The 427-nt window shown below is 47.8% G+C and carries 3 tRNA genes; all 3 read right to left on the reverse strand.

What is annotated here, in order from left to right:
- Positions 1-94: 94 nt before the first annotated feature.
- Positions 95-170: transfer RNA gene (locus ACTRWI_RS22685), tRNA-Thr, on the reverse strand.
- A 13-nt stretch (positions 171-183) separates the two neighbouring features.
- Positions 184-258, reverse strand: a tRNA-Gly gene (locus ACTRWI_RS22690).
- A 39-nt stretch (positions 259-297) separates the two neighbouring features.
- Positions 298-382, reverse strand: a tRNA-Tyr gene (locus tag ACTRWI_RS22695).
- Positions 383-427 lie beyond the last annotated feature (45 nt).

Raw genomic sequence — 427 nt, forward strand, 5'->3', positions numbered from 1 at the left:
TGGGGTGTCCCTCTAGGTACGGATTAGGTGGCTTAAAAAAGACCACGCAACCAAAAAAATGGTTTTCTTTATTAAAGGAGAAGAAGCTTTAGACTGGTGCTAATACCCAGAGTCGAACTGGGGACCTCACCCTTACCAAGGGTGCGCTCTACCGACTGAGCTATATCAGCACACAAAATGAGTTGGAGCGTGCAGCGGGAATCGAACCCGCATCATCAGCTTGGAAGGCTGAGGTAATAGCCATTATACGATGCACGCAACACGTAACTCTGTTTGAGCTATTTAACCTTTAGAATATGGTGGAGAGGGACGGATTCGAACCATCGAAGGCAGTGCCAACAGATTTACAGTCTGCTCCCTTTGGCCACTCGGGAACCTCTCCAAATTTTTGAGCTTTCTCTCGCTTGCCTCAAAGGAAGGGAGAAAG

This window comes from Pseudoalteromonas sp. G5_S1_14_S5 (assembly GCF_054968605.1).